General features: G+C 50.5%; 3 protein-coding genes. 1 reads left to right on the top strand and 2 read right to left on the bottom strand.

Features of this window, described 5'->3' with window-relative positions:
- Nucleotides 1–436: 436 nt before the first annotated feature.
- Complete coding sequence (locus ACMX3H_RS18755; RefSeq protein WP_415211858.1) at nt 437–583, bottom strand: hypothetical protein; 147 nt, start codon at nt 581–583, stop codon at nt 437–439.
- Between the two features lie 276 nt (nt 584–859).
- On the opposite strand from ACMX3H_RS18755, the gene ACMX3H_RS18750 reads away from it, so the two are divergent.
- Nucleotides 860–1,342, top strand: a complete 483-nt coding sequence (locus tag ACMX3H_RS18750; RefSeq protein WP_415211857.1) for a coiled-coil domain-containing protein — start codon at nt 860–862, stop codon at nt 1,340–1,342.
- 36 nt (nt 1,343–1,378) lie between these two features.
- Here the strand turns inward: ACMX3H_RS18750 and ACMX3H_RS18745 are convergent.
- Nucleotides 1,379–1,892: DUF669 domain-containing protein (locus tag ACMX3H_RS18745; RefSeq protein ID WP_415211856.1), on the bottom strand; the 514-nt coding region annotated here is incomplete at its 5' end.

The following is a 1,892-nucleotide window of genomic DNA, read 5'->3' as shown; positions in this document are numbered from 1 at the left end:
CGGCCATAGCAAGCGCGAGTTGATCATCCGCAATTTCGTCTGATTTACTTTTTGCAAAAAATTCTGGACTGTCCAAAATAGCCATTTTTTAGGGTTTATAGGAGTCCAGAATTAATTGCAAATTAGTCCAGAATTGATTGCCCGCCTGTTCGTCTGTAACAACGTCTACGGCGGTTGTGGATTCCGGCCCTGGGACTTCGACGGCTTTTCTTTTTCGTGCCATCGTCGTGGCTCCTGTCGATAATAGAACCGCCAGTGTGAAAGGGATGCACGGTCAGGATCCCGACCAAATCCCCCCAGCTCGCAGAAGAGGGGCTAGCGTTTGTTGCGCCAGGCGTACACAAAGCGCCGCGATGATACCTGCACAGGCAGCTCTGTACGCTGGCGATGCGTCACGTAGCACCAGAAGTCAATCAGCGCCTCGCCGGTGTGATGGTTAGGTGCCGCCGCCCTGCTTACAGCCAATAATCGCAGACTTGGACACATCCAGCTCTCTGGCGATTTCCTGTAGCGGGATCCCGGCGCGGGTAATGTCGTTTATCACCCGGAACCAGTCGGTTTTGACCGTTGCAACTACTGGCACGGTTTCCCCCCAAAACGCGCGTGCGCGCGACCCTGAGAGCGTATTTTTGTCGATTGCAACAAACCGCTGGCCTCGACTATCGCCGTGGTCAGTGTGGTAGGTCTCGTTTTTTGATATGCCGCCTGCACTATCTTAACCCCTAGGTTGGACGGCCCAGCAGTTGAGTTAGGGAGGCCAGTTGTTCAGGCTGGCGTGGTGATTATAGCAAATTACCCGCAAAGTTGCCTTGCCATGCCCCGACAGCTATACTGTCTGCATCACCATGAGGATATGCATATGGGCCAAGTCGCATTTGATACACAAGAGTTCGTCGAAACGCTAGAGCACGCCGGTTTGCCGAAAGATCAGGCCAAGGCGATTTCTCTCGTTGTGCGTAAATCTCACGAAGTCGCCGATCTTGCTACCAAGGCCGATATCAATGATGTAAAACGCGATATTGACGATGTACGTAAAGATTTTTCGGCTGAAATTACCGGCGTCAAACGCGATCTTGAAGACGTCCACAAGGACTTATCTGCGGAGATAGCTAACGTCCGTAAAGAAATTGAGTTTCGCTTTGAAAAAACCGACGCGCAGATAGCCGATGTTCGCAAAGACCTATCTGCCCAAATCGCCGATGCCAGAAAAGAAACAGCGACCCAGATAGCCCTTTTGCGTAAGGATGTTGAAAGCATATCAACGTGGTTGCTCATTAAGATGGCTGCCATGATGACGGCACTTCTTGGAATTGCGGTCACGCTCGTCAAAATTCTCATCTAACCTTCTTAACAACCCACGTGCAGTACCACGTTATCGTCAGAACGGGATTGAATCCTCGTAAGAATCGACGGGCGGTATGCCTTGAGATGGATGACCGCTGTATTGCGGATGATGGCGGCGCTCATCCTTGTCCTTGAGCGTGGAAAGCATCATATCGATAGTCTTTGCATCTAGGCTTTCGAGACGTTCCTTGATAGTCTGCTTCGTATCAGGATAGAACGGGATACGAATTTCAAAGTTATAGGTGTCGCCGCCGTCCTGCTTAGTGCGTAAGATCTTCTGCAACAACAGCCCAACACGCTTCCCTGCAAACTCTGGCACGATAGTTTGGCTGGTACTGAGCATCTTTTCGCTGATGCTTTTGACTTCGGTACAGCCCATGATGGCTTGAATCATGTTAACGCCGTAGGCATTGGCGGAGCCGTCTTTCTTGTTAATGCAAACGGAAAGGTATTGGATGAGGTGGCCGTCTGCGGATTCGCCTGAAAATTCAATGAACGTCGCACCATTTTGACTTTTCACCACTTTAGCTTCTTCAATGGTGATAACG

Origin of the sequence: Sodalis sp. (in: enterobacteria) (assembly GCF_047607725.1) — a bacterium.
Classification (GTDB): domain Bacteria; phylum Pseudomonadota; class Gammaproteobacteria; order Enterobacterales; family Enterobacteriaceae; genus JBLKSS01.
Note: the sequence above shows the minus strand (reverse complement) of the source record. Positions and strands in the feature narration are given on the sequence as shown.